Here is a 19,299-nt window from a genome sequence, read left to right as displayed (position 1 = left end):
TTATTGTGCTGTCACAGAGATAAACAGTGCAACTAAACACTGATAGCCATGGATAGTTATGCATCTAATTGTGCATTTTCTCCATGCAAAACTGTTACAATTTATACTTTATTAGTGTTTGAGTTGTCTATAGTTTTAGGTTCTAGCCGGTTAAATTCTAGACGAAATTAACAAACAATTCAGATTAAATTATAAAATTAGATATAAGCAGACAGCTTAGTTAATATTAGTTTGTGTATTATTTGCCAGCTTTTGCTGCTCAATTAGCCAATCTTGTTGTACTTTTTTTTGCCAAAGCTGTCTATATTGTTCCGAAAGTGGCAGTTCTTGAAATTGCATCTTGCTCCATTTGAGCGCAGGTTTAAAAGCGTCAAGCTTACCATTTTGACAGGTCTTTGATTTTACCCAGCCTTGAGGCGCACTTTCAGCTGAACCAACAAACAAATTTGGCGCTTTTAATCCTTTTGAATTACACAACCAGTGCGCTTTTTGGCCATAGATGGCATATTCATCCTCAAAGCCACTAAAGTGCATTAATTCATGAACTAGAACGTCGTAATCACTTGTCAGAGTGAGCGTCATCTGTGTCCCTCTTACATTCGCAAGCCCACTTGTTGTCATGACAATTAAGAAGTCTGATTTAGGCAAATCTCGCATAACGTCACAAGTTGCAAACCCCTTAAATCCCTCTTCGCACATAAGTGCATTGCCGACATAATAAACCTCACTCAAACAAAAGCTATTTTGCTCTGGCTCTGGCTTTAGCAAGTACTTGTTTCGCAGAGCATTTAAATGTTGATATGCAGAAAAGCGATCGGCTAATAACAATACATTATTTTTACACTCTGTATTAAAAGCGACTTGTTCAGGTAACAATGCGATAGATAGCCCGTCTAATTGGGTCCCATTCAATTTATCAGGTGCGATGCCTTGCTGAACACCTAATACTGTCTCTAATCGCTCTGTTGGCTTTAGGTGCTTTGACAACCTCGTTAACTCTTCCCAGCGCTGCTTTAAAACGAGTAGATCAATCAATTCATTCAATCTTGTTTCGGGAATGTTGGTTGGCAAAGCCTGCCAGAGCAATCTTGTTTTATGAAACTCGCCCTCTCGAACCAAATGGAATAGCCAAGCTAAATTCACTTCAGGCTCATCTAAGAGGCGAAGTTTTTCTAGGGTAGTGATGGGTAAGTCGAATGGGTTTATATCGACAAAGTAATACGCTTGAGGAAAGCGCTCTAAAAAATGAGATTGTAAAAGTTTATCCGCAAGCATTGGGTGATCAACGCTGCTGTTAATCACCACAAGAAAGAAGCAAGACCAAAAATACTTAGCCAGCTTTAACACCGGCAAAAAGCTCTAGTTCCAATCGAGCATATTTATGCTCGACAAATTCAAATACATTTGTCGCTAGCGCAAGTTTAAAGAAGTCGACCGCCACAGCCTCTTTGCCTCTTGCTTGATATAGCTTTGCTAAGTAAAAATATGCTTCACAGAGTCGCTCAGCATATTGCTGCTGCCCTGCTACACCCTCTGTGATCTGGGCTAAAAACTGAGTTTCGCTTAGCTGACCCAAGTAAAGCTGTACAAGCTGAGTAGACCATTCATCTGGGTTAAGTGCTTGGCTATTTGCTTTCAGTTGTTCATAAGCGGTATTGGCATCTACTTTTGCTTGCGCTAAATATACCCACATAACACGATAAGCATCAGCTGGAGAGCGTGCTAAAAATACTTCTAAATCTTGGCTAGAAAGCTCTGCTCTACCACCATAATAAAGGGCTATACCACGATTAAGATAAGCGTATTGATGGTCTTCATCTAGTTCTAAAACTGCATCAAACATTTCATACGCCTTGCCGAAATCTTGCGCAAGTGTATGGTGGATGCCTAAAAAATTATATACAGAAGCTAGATCAGGCTTTAGCTGCACAGAACGATTAAAGTCAATACGCGCCAAGGTTGATAAACCAACGCTGTCATAGAGTCGACCTCTTCTCAGAAACAATTCTGCTTTTTGGTCATTATTAATTTCAGGAGAGAGCAACAGCTCCGAATAACGAGCAATTTCAATTTCATTTCTATAATTTGGCGCTAATGGGACACCTAAAGGTACATTAGCCACCGACTTAGCCGTTTGTTTCTCTGAGGTTGTTTGACAACCCGCTAAGGTCATCGCAACCACTGATGCGAGTAGAAATGATTTTAACTTCATTGGCTTCCTTTATGTGATATCAGCAAACTTGAACCGTCTTTATATGCTGACACTCGTAATAGCGATAAGTGCCATTAAAACATAAAAAAAGGGGCCTAACAGCCCCTTTTCATTGTTACATGAGAGAAAACAGATTATTCAGCTGGCTTTTCTTGCTCAGCGTCTGCTTTTTTCTCAACCGCTTCTTTGATGCTCAGACGAACACGGCCCTGACGGTCAACTTCAAGTACTTTAACTTTAACTTCTTGACCTACAGTTAGGTGATCAGACACGTTATTTACACGCTCTTCACTGATCTGAGAAATGTGTACTAGACCATCTTTACCCGGTAGTACGTTTACGAATGCACCAAAGTCAACGATACGTACAACTTTACCTGTGTAAAGCGTGCCAACTTCAAGCTCAGCCGTTAACGCTTCTACACGTGCAATTGCGTCTTTCGCACTTTGACCATCTGTAGCAGCAATCTTAACTGTACCGTCATCTTCGATTTCGATCGTTGTGCCAGTTTCTTCAGTAAGCTGACGAATTGTTGCACCACCTTTACCGATAACGTCTGCAATCTTCTTCGGTGGAATATTCATTGTGTAGATACGCGGTGCAAATTCAGACAGTTCTTCTGAAGGTGCAGCAATAGCTTGGTCCATCACACCAAGGATGTGTAAACGTGCCGCTTTTGCTTGCTTAAGTGCGATCTGCATGATTTCTTTTGTGATACCTTCAATCTTGATATCCATTTGAAGTGCAGTAACACCCGCGTTAGTACCTGCTACTTTAAAGTCCATATCACCTAAGTGATCTTCATCACCTAAGATGTCAGAAAGAACAACAAAGTCGTCGCCTTCTTTAACTAGACCCATTGCGATACCCGCAACAGAAGCTTTAACTGGTACACCCGCGTTCATAAGCGCTAGTGACGTACCACATACAGAAGCCATTGAAGATGAACCATTTGATTCAGTGATTTCTGATACGACACGGATTGAGTATGGGAATTCTTCAAGTGTAGGAAGAACTGCAGCTACACCACGCTTAGCTAGGTTACCATGGCCGATTTCACGACGCTTAGGCGAACCTACAAAACCAGTTTCACCTACACAGAATGGAGGGAAGTTGTAGTGCAGCATGAAGTGGTGCTTTTGAGTACCTGTTAGGTCATCAATTAGCTGTGAATCACGCTCAGTACCTAAAGTTGCAGTTACTAACGCCTGAGTTTCACCACGTGTGAAGATAGCAGAACCGTGCGTACGAGGTAGAACACCCGTCATTACGTCTAGTGCACGAACCATGTCTGGTTCACGACCATCGATACGCTTTTCACCCGCGATGATACGACCACGTACTGTCTTCTTCTCTAAAGAACCAAACAGCTTACCAACTTCTTGCTCATCTAAAGACTCATCTTCAGCAAGCTCTGCAGTTAGCTTTTCAACAACTTCTGCTTTAGCAGCAGAAAGCGCTTCTTTACGAGCCACTTTGTCAGTGATCAGGTAAGCAGCGCCAATTTTCTCTTCTGCGATTGCAGCGATTTTATCAGCAAGTGTTACGTTCTTTTCTGGTGCTGTCCAATCCCAAGCTGGTTTGCCAGCTTCTGCCTTGAACTCTTCAACAGCTTTGATAATAGCTTGTGCTTGTTCATGACCATAAACAACTGCACCTAACATTTCTTCTTCTGTCAGTACTTCAGCTTCTGATTCAACCATTAATACTGCGTTTTCAGTACCGGCTACAACTAGGTCTAGCTTGCTTGACTCAAGCTCAGTCAGCGTTGGGTTAAGTACGTATTGACCGTCAGTGAAACCTACACGAACTGCACCTAGTGGACCGTTGAATGGGATACCAGAAATAGCAAGTGCTGCTGATGTACCAATCATCGCAACCATATCAGGCTGGATGTCAGGGTTTACAGATACAACGGTTGCAATAACTTGTACTTCGTTTACGAAACCGTCTGGGAAAAGTGGACGAATTGGGCGGTCAATTAGACGAGCGATCAATGTTTCACCGTCGTTTGGACGACCTTCACGCTTTAAGAAACCACCTGGGATACGACCAGCAGCGTACATACGCTCTTGGTAGTTTACTGTTAGAGGGAAGAAGTCTTGACCTGGTGCCGCATCACGCTTACCAACAACCGTTACTAAAACTGAAGTGTCGCCAATGCTAGCTAGAACTGCACCGTCAGCTTGACGTGCAATTGCACCTGTTTCTAGGGTCACTGTATGTTGACCTAGTTGAAATTCTTTAATAATTGCTTGCACAATATTTTCCTTATTTAAAACAAAATAAAACGCCAACAATCACCAATTACAGTCTTAAACAGACTCAATAAGTCTGCTTAAGTACTACAATTGGCTAACGCGTCGGCGTTCACTCGGCAAAATTGCCAAGTGCGAGTAATTATACTTGTAGAATACCCACAAAAAAAGGGGCGATTAGGCCCCTTTTTTATCATTGGCTAAAAAGCCAACATAAACAAAAAGATTAGCGACGTAGGCCAAGCTCTTTGATTAGTGCAGAATAACGCTCAACACTCTTACCTTTTAGGTAGTCTAGAAGGTTACGACGTTGGCTAACTTTACGTAGAAGACCACGACGTGAGTGGAAATCATGCTTATGATTAGCGAAGTGACCTTGTAGCTTGTTGATGTCAGCAGTTAGAAGTGCAACTTGTACTTCTGGTGAACCAGTGTCGCCTTCTGCACGTGCGAATTTTGCTACGATTTCTGCTTTTTCTTGGTTGCTTAGTGACATAATAACTCCAAAATAAATTTAAATTGTGCTTTAGCCGATCACTAATTCAGCCAAAGCGGGAAGCGGCGCGTAGTTTATCAACATTCACACCTAAACTCTAGTATTTAATCTTGTTGACTTGAAAGTGCACGTTTTGCTTTAAGTAAGCCTTGATCATTACGCTCACCCACACCGGCAAATTGTCCATTGGCAACAACTTTAATTGGACCGTCTGGCAACTCACCACAACTTACCGTTTGACCGTGGCCAAATGCAATGCCTTGCGCTTCATCAATTTCAATACAAGGTAAATCAACGAGTGCGGTATCCATGGGTAACAGCAATTCGTCAAGATACGTACTTGCAGGTAAATCTTCTGCTTTCGCCTGATTAAGCTTTTCTTCAAGTTGCTCTAGTGACAGCATTTTATCACTTGGATAATGCCCCACTTTCGAACGATGAAGCATAATCACATGTGCACCACAGCCAAGCTTTTCACCTAAGTCGTCAACAATCGTGCGAATATAAGTGCCTTTCGACACATGCGCTGTCATTTGAATTTCTTCATTTTCCGCGTCATATTCGTCAAGTGTTAAACTGAACACATTGATCTTGCGACATTTTCGTGGCACTTCAATACCTTGTCTTGCATAAAAATACAAAGGCTTGCCTTCGTATTTCAGCGCTGAGTACATCGAAGGGTACTGATCTGATTCACCTAAAAAGCTAGCTACTTGCTCTTCAAGCATTTCTTGCGTCACTGCAACTGGACGTGTTTCGACTACTTCACCGTCAGAGTCTGAGGTGGTGGTACGCTCGCCGAGCTTAGCTCTAACAACGTACGTTTTATCAGTATCAAGTAAAAACTGGCTGAACTTAGTCGCTTCACCAAAACAAATTGGTAGCATACCTGTTGCAAGTGGGTCTAGTGCCCCTGTGTGACCTGCTTTTTGCGCAAAGTAAATTCCTTTAGCGCGCTGTAATGCTTTATTTGAAGAAATGCCTTCTGGCTTATGAAGAAGTAAAATGCCATCAACCGGGCGACCTTTAGATCGTCTCGCCATGCTAATTACTCTTCGCTTTCTTCCTCTGGGCCGCGCTTTGCATTGTCTTCACGGATCACAGAGTCAACTAAGTTAGAAATACGCATACCTTCAAGAAGAGATGTATCAACCACAAATCTCAACTCAGGCATAATGCGAGCGCGAATACGTTTACCTAAAATAGAACGAATATAACCCGTTGCATCATTCAGTATTTGTACGCTCTGTTTGGTTTTATCTTCATCACTGGTATTTAACACAGTCACGAAGATTTTCGCGTATGAAAGGTCTCTTGAAACTTCAACGGCAGACACCGTCACAAAACCTAAACGCGGATCTTTAATTTCTCTTTGTAAGATCACAGCGATTTCTTTTTGAATTTGCTGTGCAACTCTGTCAGTACGAGAAAATTCTCTCATCATCACCTACTTGTAACTTAAACCATTGATTTTACTTATGGTTTTATTCATATCTCTAATAGACGAATGGGGGCATATAAATGCCCCCATTTTTGTAATTCAGTATAGCAGTTGATTAAAGGCTACGCTGGATCTCTACAACCTCGAATACTTCGATTTGGTCGCCTACACGTACATCGTTGTAATTCTTAACACCGATACCACATTCCATACCGTTACGAACTTCATTTACGTCATCTTTGAAGCGACGTAGTGATTCAAGCTCACCTTCATAGATAACAACGTTATCACGAAGTACGCGGATTGGATTGTTACGTTTAACAACACCTTCAGTAACCATACAACCGGCAATTGCGCCAATCTTTGGTGACTTAAACACATCACGAACTTCAGCAAGACCAATGATTTCTTGCTTGAATTCAGGTGCAAGCATACCAGACATTGCTTGTTTAACTTCGTCGATTAAGTGGTAGATTACACTGTAATAACGTAAGTCTAGGCTTTCAGCTTCAATCACTTTACGAGCAGAAGCATCAGCACGTACGTTGAAGCCTACAACAATCGCGTTAGATGCTGCAGCAAGTGTTGCATCAGTTTCAGTGATACCACCAACACCTGTACCAACAATCTTCACTTTAACTTCATCTGTTGATAGTTTCACTAGTGCATCAGAAATTGCTTCAACTGAACCTTGAACGTCCGCTTTAAGTACCACATTAACTTCAGACACATCGCCTTCAGTCATGTTAGAGAACATATTCTCAAGCTTCGCTTTCTGCTGACGGGCAAGTTTAACATCACGGAACTTACCTTGACGATAAAGTGCTACTTCACGGGCTTTACGCTCATCTTTAACAACAGTCGCTTCATCACCTGCAGCTGGCACACCAGAAAGACCCAGAATCTCCACAGGAATTGAAGGGCCAGCTTGCTTGATGTCTTTACCATCTTCATCTTTCATTGCACGAACACGGCCGTACTCAAGACCACAAAGTACAATATCACCTTGCTTAAGCGTGCCTGACTGAACGAGAACAGAAGCAACAGGACCACGGCCTTTATCTAGACGAGACTCAATGACAACACCTGACGCCATACCGTCATGAACTGCTGTAAGTTCAAGAATTTCAGCCTGCATAAGAACAGCTTCAAGTAATTCATCAACACCTTGACCTGTTTTCGCTGAGATGTGAACGAACTGTACGTCACCGCCCCAGTCTTCAGGAATTACATCGTGCTGAGAAAGTTCGTTCTTAACACGATCTGGGTCAGCTGTTTCTTTATCGATTTTGTTTACAGCAACAATAAGTGGTACTTCAGCTGCTTTCGCGTGCTGTACCGCTTCGATTGTTTGTGGCATTACACCATCATCAGCTGCAACAACTAGGATTACAATATCAGTTGCTTTCGCACCACGAGCACGCATTGAAGTAAACGCTGCGTGACCTGGAGTATCTAGGAAAGTAACCATGCCGTTGTCAGTTTCAACGTGGTAAGCACCGATATGCTGGGTAATACCACCCGCTTCACCCGATACCACGTTCTTAGAACGAATGTAATCAAGTGTTGACGTTTTACCGTGGTCAACGTGACCCATAACCGTTACAACTGGCGCACGTGATTGTAGTTCAGCAGAACCTTCACAACGGTCATTTAACACTTTTTCTTCTAGCTCGTTCTCTTTAACAAGAACAACCTTGTGACCCATTTCTTCAGCAACAACTTGTGCTGTTTCTTGATCAAGTACTTGGTTAATAGTAACCATTTCACCCATCTTCATCATGGTTTTAACGACTTCAACGCCCTTAACCGCCATGCGAGATGCAAGCTCTGCAACTGTAATTGTTTCACTGATGCGAACTTCTTGTTTTACGTCTGCAACTGGCTTTTGGAAACCATGTTGTAAAGAAGTAGGTGCCTTCAGCTTGCCCTTACGGCCTCTTGCTGGTGCTTCAGCTTTTGCTGGACCTTTCTTCTTTTTCTTACGACGTGCACTCTTTTCTTCACGCGCATCTGACTCATCTTCTGCTTCACGAGCATAGGTTGATGTAGTCATGTGATGATCTGCTGTTTCTTCGCGCTTCTTGCGCTCTTCTTCTTCCTTTTTCCAGCGCGCTTCGTTTTCTTCAGCTAAACGACGTGCTTCTTCTGCTTGACGTTTTGCTTCTTCTTCAGCTTTTTTCAATGCTGCTTCTTCTGCTTCTTTCTGCAATCTTTCAGCCTCTAGACGATCTTTCTCTTGCTGTTCTGTATCCACTTGCTTGCTCTGCTGTTCTTTGGCTTTACGTTCAGCATCAGCTTTACGCTTTGCCTCTTCTTTAGCTTTGCGCTCTGCTTCCTCTTTTGCTTTACGCTCTGCTTCTTCTTTCGCCTTTTGTTCAGCTTCTTGCTGAGCTTTCAACTCAGCTTCTTTACGAGCAGCTTCCTCTTGCGCTAAACGCTCTTGCTCTTTTTGCTGTTCAACGGCGCTCTTCTTGACATAAGTGCGCTTTTTACGAACTTCAACTTGTACAGATTTCTCTTTACCTGTTGAACCTTTGACGCTTAAAGTGCTTTTGCTTTTACGCTGTAATGTCATACGCTCTGGGCCTTCAGCACCTTTACCACCGTGCTGCTTGCTCAAATGATCAAGTAATTGTGCTTTTTCAGCTTCAGTGACCATATCACCATTGCTTTTGCTGATCCCAGCATCACTTAATTGCTGCAACAGTTTATCAACAGATGTATCAATAGTTTCGGCCAGTTTTTCAATACTTACTTCTGCCATAGTGTGTGTTACCTCCGTTAATAAATTTTATGCGTCTTCACCAAACCAACAGATATTACGAGCAGCCATGATAAGTTCACCCGCTTGTTCTTCTGAAAGTTCAGTAATCTCTACTAATTCGTCAATACCTTGCTCTGCTAAATCTTCAAGTGTCACAACGCCTTTACTTGCCATTACAAATGCAAGGTGACGCTCTAACCCCTCTAGAGCAAGTAAGTCTTCAGCTGGCTCTGCGCCTTCAAGACTTTCTTCAGTTTTCAGAGCACTTGTTGTTAGTGCATCTTTCGCACGATTGCGTAGCTCTTCAACCGTGTCTTCATCAAGACCATCGATTTCTAAGAACTCAGCCGCGGGCACGTAAGCAACTTCTTCAAGTGAAGAGAAACCTTCGTTAATAAGTAAAGTTGCAAAGTCATCATCGATGTCTAAGTTTTCAGTAAATAAGTTGATCAGTTTATCAGATTCAGCCGCGTTCTTCGCTTCCATATCTTCTACTGTCATCACGTTTAGTTCCCAGCCCGTTAACTGACTAGCTAGACGGATGTTTTGACCGTTACGACCAATCGCTTGCGCAAGGTTATCTGCTTCTACTGCGATATCCATTGAACGTGAATCTTCATCCATTACAATTGATGCTACTTCCGCAGGTGCCATTGCATTGATAACAAACTGAGCAGGGTTATCATCGTAAAGCACGATATCAACACGCTCTCCACCAAGCTCTGTCGAAACAGCTTGCACACGCGCACCACGCATACCAACACATGCACCTACAGGGTCAATACGCTTATCATTTGACTTAACCGCAATCTTAGCACGTGAACCTGGGTCACGAGCTGCACCGCGAAGTTCAATCATTTCCTCGCCAATTTCAGGCACTTCAATGCGGAATAATTCCATTAGCATCTCAGGCTTAGAACGCGTTACAAATAATTGCGCACCACGTGCTTCTGGTTTAACTTCGTATAATAAGCCACGAACACGGTCACCCGGGCGGAAGCTTTCGCGAGGTAACATATCTTCGCGATAAATTACAGCTTCTGCGTTGTTACCTAAATCAATGACAATTGCATCGCGTGTTGCTTTCTTAACTACACCAGTAACAAGCTCACCTTGCTGATCTTTATAAGCTTCAACAACCAGCGCACGCTCTGCTTCACGTACTTTTTGTACGATTACTTGCTTCGCCATTTGCGTAGTAATACGATCAAATTTGATTGACTCAATTTGTTCTTCGACAAAATCACCTAGTCCAATGCTATCGTCATCATAACTTGCAGCTTCTAAAGTGATCTCAGAAAATGGGTTTTCTAATGAGCCATCTTCTTGTGGGTTTACAACCATCCAACGACGGAAAGTATCGTATTCACCCGTTTTACGGTCAATTGAAACACGAACGTCAATTTCACCTTCATGCTTTTTCTTTGTTGCCGTTGCTAATGCAAATTCTAACGCCTCAAAGATTTTTTCTCTAGGAACCGCTTTTTCATTTGAAACGGCTTCTGCTACTAAAAGTATTTCTTTTGCCATAATAATGCCTCGCTTGCCCTTGTCCTTCGCTCTAATTATTAAAATTTTGCGATGATGTTGGCACGTTCAATATTGCTAAGCATGATCATATGATCTTGCCCATCGATTTGGAGAGTGATCATGTCACCAGATACAGCAACTAAATCACCTTTAAAATTTCTTCTTCCATCTTGAGGAAGCTTGGTACGAACTCTTAATTCTTCACCTTGTGCTTGCTCATAATGAGCAGGCTTGAATAATGGTCTATCAACACCTGGTGAAGACACTTCAAGGTCGTATTCATTTGTAATCGGATCTTCAACGTCTAAAATCGCACTCACTTGGCGACTCACATCAGCACAGTTATCAACCGTGATGCCATTCTCATGTTCGATGTAAACACGTAGAGTTGAGTGTCTACCGGCTTGCACAAACTCTAGACCCAAAAGTTCGAATCCCAATGCTTCAACAGCAGGCTCTAGCATAGCTGTTAATTCTAGCTCGATTTTTGACACAAATATCCTCCATACAAACAAAAAAAGGGCAAAATGCCCAGAGTAATCATGTATCTTTAGCAAGCTTTAGATACAACAACGCCCCGGACCAAGCGGGGCGTCACACTAAATACAAAACTGTGCGGCCTGAGGCCTTGCTTGGTCACGATAGCGCTAAATACGAACGCTATAAACGCAAAACGCGCATTACAATGAATGCGCGCTACCAGAGTAAGAAAACATAACTATGTCATCTAAAATTGGTTGCGGGAGCCGGATTTGAACCGACGACCTTCGGGTTATGAGCCCGACGAGCTACCAGGCTGCTCCATCCCGCGCCAACGTGCAGCACTACTACTGCAAAAACAGGCTGTATTATAGGGAGTGTTCCATAAATAAGCAACCATAAAGCAAATAAATACGCCCTGATTTCTTTATTTATGAGTAAAAAACAGAAACTCCTGAATTTTTAACTCAAAAATTTTAAAGCACTCTATACTTTTTATTAAGCGCTTTGACGAGGCTATACCATCAATTTAAGTGGTATATATTAATGCAAATGGACGTGCCTAATGTTTATGAGGCACTCATTATGAGTTTATCCCCTTACCAATTTAAGTTGTTAACCACTTCGAGTGAAGATATCTGCAATGATTTTGAGCATTTCTTCACTTACTTTAATTTATTAGTTAAAAAGAAACTGCCCACTTTTATTCCTTGCTCGAATATTTTTGATCATAAACAATACATTTGCTCTCTTACTGAACATTTAACTTCTCAGCAGAGCATTTGGCTTTATATAGAGAAAAACCGAGATTATTTAAGCCGGCTTTTTCAAGACAGAGACCAAGTAAACCTGTTTAGAGAAGCATTCATGATGGCATTAAGCACAACTCTTAAATCTAAGTTTACACTCGCAGTGCACAAAGCTTGGCAAAGTATATTGTTTGTCTTTACTAATATGGTACAAACGCAAATCCATGGTTACAGTAATGTGATATCTATGCTGCAATATCGAAATAAGCATAGTATGACGTCTCAATTGAATGGAAAATTGCGTTCAGATCCGTAAACTGTAAGAAATTCGCTTATTAGGAACATAAATGAAAAAAGCATTATTTTTTGCAGGTATTTTTACCATATCTTTGACTGCCTGTGATGTTTTCGACAGTTCGAAAGCACGGATTGAACAGCAATACTTATCCGAAAATCAAGAATTAAAGGCTGCAATTGAAGCTATTCGAGAGCAAGGTTTACAAGCTGTTGCTGCATCAGCTGAAAAAGGCAGTGTCGCAGCCTGTGTTGCAACCAGCTTAGATGCTGATCCTATGGGTGCTTTGGTAGAAGTTGAGGGTGCGTTACAAGATAGTGCTGACTTAGCTGGGTTAGTCGATACAATCAATAACTTAACCGAACAAGAGCTTAGTTTAGAAACTATCGGTCAACTCCTTCAGCATGGAGCTGAAACCGTTGATTACCTTAAAACTTTACTCGGTGAATATGAGTTATCAGAATTACAAACTCAATTAACAAATTTACTTGAACAAGGCCAAAATAAAACGCAGGATGTCGGTCAGCATTTACGTGAACTGATTGAGCAATGCAAATAATTCCATTTTTAAAGCTTTTTTAATGCTTTAACTTTCCTCTATTGGGTACCCAAATTTTAAGGAAGACTGTTTGTCTTCCTTAAAATATTCTCCAACGACGCTTTTTAGACTTAATCTTATGTACCCAGTTCACTTCGATGGTGGTGACAGCCAAGGTATCTCTTTTTTGCTTAGAGATTAACTCATAGCTAATACTTTCTGTTGAGCCAAAATTCAGTGTATACATGAAAGTTTTAGTATTTGCCCAACACTGAAGGATTTTCTTCGTGCCACTTTCTCTTAAACAGTAGTCACCAATATCAGGTGCTGTGACAGCAAACTTCACATCGGTATAGCAGGTTCGCCCTTCATTCAACGCCACGCACTTGCTAGGCATGACGTTTAAGATCTCGGTTGGTCCTTCATCTTTTGTTTGTGCATAACTTATAGAAGTCACAAGCAACGAACAAAATGAGATCATCTTAAAATACATACTTCACTCCTGCAAAAAAGACACGAGCGTGCCTGGAGTGAACAATTGGGCTTTCTACAATATGAGATGAATAAATAAAACCAGATGCACCAGCACTAAAGACCCAATTTTCAGCTATTGGGTAATCTGCTTGTAGCTGTAAATAAAATGACGAGGTATTACTTACTACATATTCAGGCCTGAAAGCAGTCGCTTCATCTGCATCAATGCCATAATAATAATCAATAAAAGCAGATGAATAATAGTTTGCACCTATATTTAACCAAACATCCCAGTTTCGTAGCTCGAAGTTGCGAGTCGTATCAAAATGAAATAACCAGCCATCACTGTCTCCAAATACATCAAATACTAACTCTGTGACGGTTTGAAATTCTCCGTGATTGAAGTAGTAAGCAAACCCAAGAGAAAGATCATGCTCTCTCTCTTTGATACCTGCGAGTTCAGGAACTTGGTCTTCATTTTCATAATAGCCATTTTCATTAAACGGCTGCTGGTAGCTACCTAGAATGGCATCAATACCCCAACCTTCTTCAGTGACTAATTGGTATCCCAGATCTGAACCACCATAGAAGTCACCTGAGTGGGTGTTCAAATAAAAGTTTTTATATTCGATTTTTGCATCAATCAATAAGCCAGGCGCACTAAAATGAGACTTGGCCCCTACGAGTTGCGTCATGGTTGAATCGACCCAAAACGTGCCTAAGCTGAATTGCCATAGCAATTCGTCTTTTTCAAGATGTTCATCTGCGTGGCTTAAAGTAGAAAAGAAGCAAAAACAACATAGCAACAGAGTTGTTATTTTTTTCATTGTTTTTATTAAAGCTGTGTTTATTGTCATTCTTCCTTGCATGATAACGTAAGCTTGTGGTGTCCAACAATATGAAAATGATGTACTTACAATTTTACTCACTTTCCCAAATCATGAACAGCACTCAGCCAAAAAGAGTTGTAAACAAATGCAACAAGGCGCAACGACTATTTACAGTTAAAGTAATCTTTTAAAATAGCATAGTAAATTTGTTTCACCTGAATTAAATCAGCTATTGCAATACGCTCATTAACTTGATGTATGGTTGCGTTAGCTACTCCACACTCGATGACTTGAGTATGGCTATTTGAAAAAAAACGGCCATCCGATGTACCTCCGGCAGTGGTCAGTTTAGGGTATTGACCACAGGTGTCATAAATCGCCCGCTCGACTAAGGCTAAAAAGCAATTATTTTGTTTATGTCCAGTGTAATAAGACTCACAAGGCCTTTCCCACTCACACTGTATATATGCTTGGTTTTCAACTAATGCCTGTTCAACCTGCTTTATAATTGCCTTGCTATTATAATTATGACTATAACGGACATTAAAAGTAATCTCACAGTTGTCCGGAATAATATTGTCTACACTATTATTAACCTGTAGTCCAGTTATCTGTAACCCCGTTTTAGAACCACACTCATCCAACTTCCAAACAATGTTGGTCAGACTATTAATTATATTGCCACTAATGTGTGCCGCATTTACACTGTTTTCAGGGTATGCAACATGCCCAGCTTTTCCTTTTATGCGAATACGACCTGATAGCGCACCTCTGCGACCATTTTTTATGGTATCTCCAGCAATTATATCTGCGGTCGGTTCACCGACTAGACACGCATCCAGTACTATGTTGTTGTTCGACAGATATGCAGCGATTTCTTTACTACCATATTCAGCTTCCCCTTCTTCGTCGGAGGTAATTAACCAATACAAGCTGCCTACTTGAGGTGATGTTTGATTGAGCATTTTTTTGGTCGCGGATAGCATAGCTGCGATACCGCCTTTCATATCAGCAACGCCTCTTCCATAAATACAATCTTCCAATATTTCGCCTGAAAATGGACAAACCTTCCACCCATCAGAATTTGCAGGCACTACATCGACATGACCAATGAAGCCTAAGCTCGGCCCAGGACCAAATTGTTTTGCGGCAATTAAATTTTTAACGCCATTGACTTCCAAAACCTTTATGTCAAACCCAAGTTGACTCAGTTGTTCAGAAAGCCAACTTAAAGTACCTGCATCATCGGGGGTGATTGACTTAGCTCTGACCAAGGTTTGAAGAAAATCTATGACTTCAAGGTCCGTTTTGTTTTCAATAGCTGCACTAATCATAACGTTCGTTTATACACAAAATATTGAATGTTATTTAAACGTTTCAGTATTGCATTCGTGTGTCACTTTACTTGCAATTTTAAGTCTTTGGCGCATGTAAAAATTAATTTTGATACCCAAAAATTAATCTAAATCAAAGTTTCAAAAATTTCTGAAATAACCTGAAATAAAATTTGATCTAGAACAGTTTTCGTTTTCTAGACTGGCCTATAGTGGCTTCAAGAAAAAAATTACATACCTTGCAAAGGCATCAGGAGATGAAAATGAAAAAACTTGGCGCAGCTCTACTTACTACTCTTCTAGTAGCCGCCCCTTTAGCACAAGCTAAATTAAGCGTTAATGTTGGTCTTATTAATGTGAACCCTAGCAACACAGCTTCAGCTATTGATCAAAATAAAGCACTTGGATTAGTAGCAGATTCAAATACACAGCTGGGTATTACTTTCGATTATAAATACACTGATAACATTGTATTTGAATTAGTTGCAGCGACCCCATTTTCTCATACAGTAAATGGTGCAGGTGGTCTTGCTGGTGCTGAAATCGCTAAGGTTAAACACCTACCACCTACATTTTTAGCTCAGTATCACTTTTTTGATTCAACAGCAAAATTTCGCCCATTTGTTGGTGCAGGCCTAAACTATACGGCTTTCTTCAGTGAAGACCCAAGCGCAGCGCTTAAAGCAACACTGAAAACTGATGATGTAAAAGTTGAGCTTGATAACTCTTTCGGCATCGCACTTCAAGCTGGATTCAATTATGACATTGATGAAAAGTGGGGTGTCCATGGTATGGTATCAAAAATTGATATCAACACTGACGCAACAGTATATGCAAATGGTGCAAAAGCACTAACATCAGATGTTGAGCTTGACCCTGTCGTAGCTATGCTAGGTGTTAAGTACAAATTCTAAGTAAAAAAAACAGTTACTTTCTCGATCCCTAAGGCCACAATCAGTGGCCTTTTTTGTTATTGCTTTTCTTCGCCTCTAACATCGCTTTCCAATGTTCTATTTCTTCAGATAATACAGGAGCTGGACCCGAGTAATTTGCTGCCGCAAGCATATCTTCAACAGAGACAATACCTTGTTTACTTTTAAACACCCCCCTTACATAAGCTATCGCATGCAGGCCTCTCGCCGTTGTAAATTTTTGCTCTATGTAAAAATATTTATGGTCCCATCCGACTAACTGAGTGCTGACTTTAAATGATTCAAGCGGTTTAATATCTCGGATATAAGTAATGGCCGTTGCATTAACAATTGGAAACCATCGACGCTTCATCACGACCTTAAATAGGCCAATCTCTTCTGTCATCCAAGTTCGAGCTAAGTCCATAAAGGCAAGATATCGCGAATTGGTCAAGTGCATATTAATATCGCAGTCACTAGGCATTACTTTAAAATCTATGTCGCTAACATCCAGTAAGCCTTTGTATTCATTGTTTCTTTTAATCTTTAAAAGTAGCAGTATCAGCCTAAAATACAGGTTCATTTATGGTCCAACCAGTAAGTAAAAAATAAAGTTTAACATAAGCTTAGTTACTCACAATAAATTGTTGCTAAGCCGTATTTGCTCCACTAATCTTAAAAGATAACTATTCTCACAAGAAACTTAATATGAAATTATATCCTTTTGTGCTTACCTGCTTGCTCTTTTCTTCCTGTGTTTTTGCCAACTTTGATTTCGAGGGAAAAGGAAAAATCACTTACCCAACAGGCGTAGACAAAACCTTTGCATTTGGCTTTGCTTGGGATGAACAAAAGGAAACATTTCGAATAGGTGAAAAGACCTATAACATGTCCAGTTTGCCTGAGTCATATTCTATTGCCTTAACACTCAGTAAAGACGATGAAAAAGTATGGGTTCAAGAATTCAATACTGGTTTTATTTACAGTTTTGAATGGCAACTCGGTGAGCAAACAATAACATTAAAGAAAAAAAAATTTAATGTACCAGTGAAAGGTAACTATGTACTCTCTCTTAATAAAGTTGATTATTTTTTGGTTAAAAATAACGTCAGTATTCAGATTAAGTTTAACGAAAGAGGAATTGATAACATCAAAATAGATGGCGTGACAAAAGATATGGGCGCAAAAAAGTAGTCCCATATCTTAATGACTTAGCTGAATGACGCTAAACTTTTACGGTCTTTCTGTTTATGCCGTACTCTCTTAATTTATTTGCCACTGCGGTATGGCTTAAGCCCAGCCTTTTTGCAAGTTGTCTAGAGCTAGGATACGCTGGATAAAGCTTTCTCAATAAGGTAGCTTCAAATCGTTTAACCGCATGCTCTAAAGTGCCTTCAAAATCAGATTCCAAATATCCAAGTTCATGGGTGAATGTTGGTAATTGCATATGCTCAACACGAAGCTCTTTGTCATCCAGTAAAGAAACTGCGCGATACACTGCATTTTCAAGTTGTCTCACATTACCAGGCCAAGGGTATTGCTCTAAAAAGACTAAACAATCTGGCTCGAGCGTTGGTGCAGGCTGACCATTTTGCTGTGCGTACTTTTGAATAAAGTGCTCTGTGAGAGGACCAATATCAGCCTTTCTATCTCGAAGCGGTGCGATATCTAAAGTCAGTACATTAATACGGTAGTACAAGTCCTCTCTGAAAGATCCTTCTTGAACCATCGCTGGTAGGTCTTTCTGAGTCGCCGCAATGATCCTGACATTGACTTTGACTTCATTTTCATCGCCTACTTTTCTGAACGTGCCATCTTGCAAGAAACGAAGCAGTTTTGTCTGCAACTGGGTCGACATTTCGCCAACTTCATCTAAAAAGACAGTGCCGCCATCGGCTTGCTCTAATACGCCTCGTTTTGGTGCAGCATTCTCCTCAAAGCCTGCGTACCCAAATAACTCTGACTCTGCAACATCATCAGGTAAAGAAGCACATGACAGAGCGATGAAGGGTTTAATTGAACGATTTGATGCGTAGTGACATGCCCTAGCCAACAACTCTTTACCTGTGCCTGTCTCGCCCGTAATTAAGATTGGCGCATCTAGTTGGGACATTTTACGCGCTTCACGCACTACACGGCGCATCGCTGTGCTATTACTATGAATCGTAGCAAAACTTTCTTGTCCGTAACGCCTAAACGCACTGACTTGCTGGCCTAAACGGCTTTGCGATTTAATATTAATTACCGCGCCGGCAAGGATATCGCCATCTGGTTTTTGCGGCACAGTGATCGGTAAGATGTCAGCAATATAATCTTCACCACCCACTTCAACACGCGTGGTTTGCCCTAATACTTCTTTACCTTCTAGCCAACGTGTGAAGTTAAATCCTTTTAGAAGGTTATTAATATTCTCACCCAGCACATCGTCTAAGCTCAAACTGAGATCTTTACAAGCTGCGTCATTACAATGACGAACCCACCCTTTTGCATCGATGGATATCACACCATCAGGGAGCGCACTAAGCAAAGTATTGAGCTCATTATGCTCTCTCTCAGAAGGTAAGAAAGCAGTAGTACGCACATCTTCAACACCATCAATTAAGCGAATCTCAGGCATTATTTTCTGAAATTGTTCAAACTCGATAGGTGGGAAGCTGACATACATTTTGCAATTGACCGAATCGACCTCAATGCCCTTAAGGTCAACCTGATAATTTACCAATATATTCAAAACTTCTTGTGCAATTCCTATCCGATCGGCACACAGGATTTCAAGACGCATTCGTTCCTCAAACAGGGCTATACATGACACGGCGAAATGATACTCTAAGAATAGTCGTCAGACTAGAAAAATGTAAACATTATTGAACGTTTCACTATACTTATTCTTAATGTAAGCTATTTTAATAAATTGCTAAGTACACATATTAAATACAAATTTAACAATTGCATAAAGCTAAACAAATATTTTATAATACTAACGT

The 19,299-nt window shown here is 40.9% G+C and carries 18 protein-coding genes and 1 tRNA gene; 4 read left to right on the top strand and 15 right to left on the bottom strand.

Features of this window, described 5'->3' with window-relative positions:
• Positions 1-216: 216 nt before the first annotated feature.
• The 10 genes from ACGHEH_RS17250 to ACGHEH_RS17205 form a co-directional block, all read right to left on the bottom strand.
• Positions 217-1,353: a hypothetical protein gene (locus ACGHEH_RS17250; RefSeq protein ID WP_390447792.1), complete on the bottom strand. Its 1,137-nt coding sequence runs from the start codon at positions 1,351-1,353 to the stop codon at positions 217-219.
• Positions 1,331-2,212 (bottom strand): lipoprotein NlpI, encoded by an 882-nt coding sequence (gene nlpI, locus ACGHEH_RS17245; RefSeq protein ID WP_390447790.1) that lies wholly within the window; start codon positions 2,210-2,212, stop codon positions 1,331-1,333. The genes ACGHEH_RS17250 and nlpI overlap by 23 nt, the downstream gene beginning before the upstream one ends.
• A 134-nt stretch (positions 2,213-2,346) precedes the next feature.
• Positions 2,347-4,473 carry a polyribonucleotide nucleotidyltransferase gene (pnp, locus tag ACGHEH_RS17240; RefSeq protein ID WP_390447788.1) on the bottom strand — a complete coding sequence of 709 codons (2,127 nt, stop codon included), beginning with the start codon at positions 4,471-4,473 and terminating at the stop codon, positions 2,347-2,349.
• 223 nt (positions 4,474-4,696) lie between these two features.
• Positions 4,697-4,966, bottom strand: coding sequence for a 30S ribosomal protein S15 (rpsO, locus tag ACGHEH_RS17235; protein WP_010385052.1), 270 nt, complete (start codon positions 4,964-4,966; stop codon positions 4,697-4,699).
• A 104-nt stretch (positions 4,967-5,070) separates the two neighbouring features.
• The gene (gene truB, locus ACGHEH_RS17230; protein ID WP_390447784.1) at positions 5,071-6,009 is read right to left on the bottom strand and encodes a tRNA pseudouridine(55) synthase TruB; all 939 of its coding nucleotides are present in this window, start codon (positions 6,007-6,009) and stop codon (positions 5,071-5,073) included.
• Positions 6,010-6,014: 5 nt separating this feature from the next.
• On the bottom strand, positions 6,015-6,407 hold the full coding sequence (rbfA, locus tag ACGHEH_RS17225) for a 30S ribosome-binding factor RbfA (protein WP_058029279.1): 393 nt from the start codon (positions 6,405-6,407) through the stop codon (positions 6,015-6,017).
• Between the two features lie 115 nt (positions 6,408-6,522).
• Positions 6,523-9,174: a translation initiation factor IF-2 gene (infB, locus tag ACGHEH_RS17220; protein ID WP_390447782.1), complete on the bottom strand. Its 2,652-nt coding sequence runs from the start codon at positions 9,172-9,174 to the stop codon at positions 6,523-6,525.
• 27 nt (positions 9,175-9,201) lie between these two features.
• Positions 9,202-10,704, bottom strand: coding sequence for a transcription termination factor NusA (gene nusA / locus ACGHEH_RS17215; RefSeq protein WP_390447779.1), 1,503 nt, complete (start codon positions 10,702-10,704; stop codon positions 9,202-9,204).
• A gap of 38 nt (positions 10,705-10,742) precedes the next feature.
• A complete protein-coding gene (gene rimP, locus ACGHEH_RS17210) occupies positions 10,743-11,198 on the bottom strand; it encodes a ribosome maturation factor RimP (protein ID WP_390447777.1) in 456 nt (151 codons plus the stop codon).
• A gap of 240 nt (positions 11,199-11,438) precedes the next feature.
• Positions 11,439-11,515 (bottom strand) — tRNA-Met (locus tag ACGHEH_RS17205).
• 254 nt (positions 11,516-11,769) lie between these two features.
• On the opposite strand from ACGHEH_RS17205, the gene ACGHEH_RS17200 reads away from it, so the two are divergent.
• A complete protein-coding gene (locus ACGHEH_RS17200) occupies positions 11,770-12,249 on the top strand; it encodes a hypothetical protein (RefSeq protein ID WP_390447775.1) in 480 nt (159 codons plus the stop codon).
• A gap of 31 nt (positions 12,250-12,280) precedes the next feature.
• Positions 12,281-12,787, top strand: coding sequence for a hypothetical protein (locus tag ACGHEH_RS17195; protein ID WP_390447772.1), 507 nt, complete (start codon positions 12,281-12,283; stop codon positions 12,785-12,787).
• Positions 12,788-12,866: 79 nt separating this feature from the next.
• Here ACGHEH_RS17195 and ACGHEH_RS17190 read toward each other — a convergent pair whose 3' ends face one another.
• The 3 genes from ACGHEH_RS17190 to dapE all read right to left on the bottom strand — a co-directional run bounded on the left by ACGHEH_RS17190 (position 12,867) and on the right by dapE (position 15,404).
• Positions 12,867-13,259 carry a DUF3019 domain-containing protein gene (locus ACGHEH_RS17190; protein ID WP_390447769.1) on the bottom strand — a complete coding sequence of 131 codons (393 nt, stop codon included), beginning with the start codon at positions 13,257-13,259 and terminating at the stop codon, positions 12,867-12,869.
• Positions 13,249-14,067, bottom strand: coding sequence for a MipA/OmpV family protein (locus tag ACGHEH_RS17185; RefSeq protein ID WP_390447767.1), 819 nt, complete (start codon positions 14,065-14,067; stop codon positions 13,249-13,251). Before ACGHEH_RS17185 ends, ACGHEH_RS17190 begins: the two co-directional genes overlap by 11 nt.
• A gap of 167 nt (positions 14,068-14,234) precedes the next feature.
• The gene (gene dapE / locus ACGHEH_RS17180) at positions 14,235-15,404 is read right to left on the bottom strand and encodes a succinyl-diaminopimelate desuccinylase (RefSeq protein WP_390447764.1); all 1,170 of its coding nucleotides are present in this window, start codon (positions 15,402-15,404) and stop codon (positions 14,235-14,237) included.
• Positions 15,405-15,667: 263 nt separating this feature from the next.
• On the opposite strand from dapE, the gene ACGHEH_RS17175 reads away from it, so the two are divergent.
• The gene (locus ACGHEH_RS17175; RefSeq protein ID WP_390447761.1) at positions 15,668-16,318 is read left to right on the top strand and encodes an OmpW family protein; all 651 of its coding nucleotides are present in this window, start codon (positions 15,668-15,670) and stop codon (positions 16,316-16,318) included.
• Positions 16,319-16,358: 40 nt separating this feature from the next.
• Here the strand turns inward: ACGHEH_RS17175 and ACGHEH_RS17170 are convergent, their stop codons facing one another.
• A complete protein-coding gene (locus ACGHEH_RS17170; RefSeq protein ID WP_390447758.1) occupies positions 16,359-16,898 on the bottom strand; it encodes a thioesterase family protein in 540 nt (179 codons plus the stop codon).
• A gap of 125 nt (positions 16,899-17,023) precedes the next feature.
• On the opposite strand from ACGHEH_RS17170, the gene ACGHEH_RS17165 reads away from it, so the two are divergent.
• Positions 17,024-17,509 carry a hypothetical protein gene (locus ACGHEH_RS17165; protein WP_390447755.1) on the top strand — a complete coding sequence of 162 codons (486 nt, stop codon included), beginning with the start codon at positions 17,024-17,026 and terminating at the stop codon, positions 17,507-17,509.
• 31 nt (positions 17,510-17,540) lie between these two features.
• Here ACGHEH_RS17165 and tyrR read toward each other — a convergent pair whose 3' ends face one another.
• Entirely contained in the window at positions 17,541-19,097 is a 1,557-nt protein-coding gene (tyrR, locus tag ACGHEH_RS17160; protein ID WP_390447752.1) for a transcriptional regulator TyrR, read from the bottom strand.
• Positions 19,098-19,299 lie beyond the last annotated feature (202 nt).

Source organism: Pseudoalteromonas sp. MTN2-4 (assembly GCF_042848605.1).
In the GTDB taxonomy this organism is placed as follows: Bacteria; Pseudomonadota; Gammaproteobacteria; order Enterobacterales; family Alteromonadaceae; genus Pseudoalteromonas.
This window is presented reverse-complemented; position numbering and strand designations above follow the sequence as displayed.

Coding starts and splice junctions, on each gene's coding strand:
- nlpI (WP_390447790.1), bottom strand. CDS start 2,212: ATGAAGTTAAAATCATTTCTACTCGCATCAGTGGTTGCGATGACCTTA.
- rpsO (WP_010385052.1), bottom strand. CDS start 4,966: ATGTCACTAAGCAACCAAGAAAAAGCAGAAATCGTAGCAAAATTCGCA.
- truB (WP_390447784.1), bottom strand. CDS start 6,009: ATGGCGAGACGATCTAAAGGTCGCCCGGTTGATGGCATTTTACTTCTT.
- rbfA (WP_058029279.1), bottom strand. CDS start 6,407: ATGAGAGAATTTTCTCGTACTGACAGAGTTGCACAGCAAATTCAAAAA.
- infB (WP_390447782.1), bottom strand. CDS start 9,174: ATGGCAGAAGTAAGTATTGAAAAACTGGCCGAAACTATTGATACATCT.
- nusA (WP_390447779.1), bottom strand. CDS start 10,704: ATGGCAAAAGAAATACTTTTAGTAGCAGAAGCCGTTTCAAATGAAAAA.
- ACGHEH_RS17200 (WP_390447775.1), top strand. CDS start 11,770: ATGAGTTTATCCCCTTACCAATTTAAGTTGTTAACCACTTCGAGTGAA.
- ACGHEH_RS17195 (WP_390447772.1), top strand. CDS start 12,281: ATGAAAAAAGCATTATTTTTTGCAGGTATTTTTACCATATCTTTGACT.
- ACGHEH_RS17190 (WP_390447769.1), bottom strand. CDS start 13,259: ATGTATTTTAAGATGATCTCATTTTGTTCGTTGCTTGTGACTTCTATA.
- ACGHEH_RS17185 (WP_390447767.1), bottom strand. CDS start 14,067: ATGAAAAAAATAACAACTCTGTTGCTATGTTGTTTTTGCTTCTTTTCT.
- dapE (WP_390447764.1), bottom strand. CDS start 15,404: ATGATTAGTGCAGCTATTGAAAACAAAACGGACCTTGAAGTCATAGAT.
- ACGHEH_RS17175 (WP_390447761.1), top strand. CDS start 15,668: ATGAAAAAACTTGGCGCAGCTCTACTTACTACTCTTCTAGTAGCCGCC.
- ACGHEH_RS17170 (WP_390447758.1), bottom strand. CDS start 16,898: ATGAACCTGTATTTTAGGCTGATACTGCTACTTTTAAAGATTAAAAGA.
- ACGHEH_RS17165 (WP_390447755.1), top strand. CDS start 17,024: ATGAAATTATATCCTTTTGTGCTTACCTGCTTGCTCTTTTCTTCCTGT.
- tyrR (WP_390447752.1), bottom strand. CDS start 19,097: ATGCGTCTTGAAATCCTGTGTGCCGATCGGATAGGAATTGCACAAGAA.